At 63.8% G+C, this 401-nt stretch carries 1 protein-coding gene; it reads left to right on the top strand.

Features of this window, described 5'->3' with window-relative positions; translation table 11 throughout:
- On the top strand, positions 1-247 hold a 247-nt coding region (locus tag E1958_RS21075; protein ID WP_208108639.1), incomplete at its 5' end, for a hypothetical protein.
- Between the last annotated feature and the right edge of the window lie 154 nt (positions 248-401).

The following is a 401-nucleotide window of genomic DNA, read 5'->3' as shown; positions in this document are numbered from 1 at the left end:
AACGCCTGATGACCAGTTGGACCGGCAACTCGGCATTCGGGTTCTCCCCGGTAACCAGAAGAGCCGACAATATGTCGGTGGTCCCGGAAGCCGACAGAATGTCGGCGGTCCCAGGGGCCGACAAGATGTCGGCGGTTCCGGGGACGCGAGTCCGGCTGGGACCGCCGTCTTCCAGACGGCTTACGGACCCCATCACCAGCTGTCGGCAACGCTCAGAGCAGACGCCTTCTCGGGCCGCACCGGATAACGCCGGACAGCCGGTGGGTTTGATTCCCGTGTATACGAATGCTGGACACCGGCCCGATGTTCTCCGCGGCGCGGAGCTTCCACATTCCCACGCAGCGCGTGGGAACGAGAAAAAGCCGACAGAATGTCGGCGGTCCCAGGGGCCGAGAAAATGC

The organism is Candidatus Thiosymbion oneisti (assembly GCF_004359955.1).
GTDB classification, from domain to species: domain Bacteria; phylum Pseudomonadota; class Gammaproteobacteria; order Chromatiales; family Chromatiaceae; genus Thiosymbion; species Thiosymbion oneisti.
The sequence above is the reverse complement of the archived record's forward strand: the minus strand, read 5'-3'. Positions and strand labels throughout refer to the sequence as shown.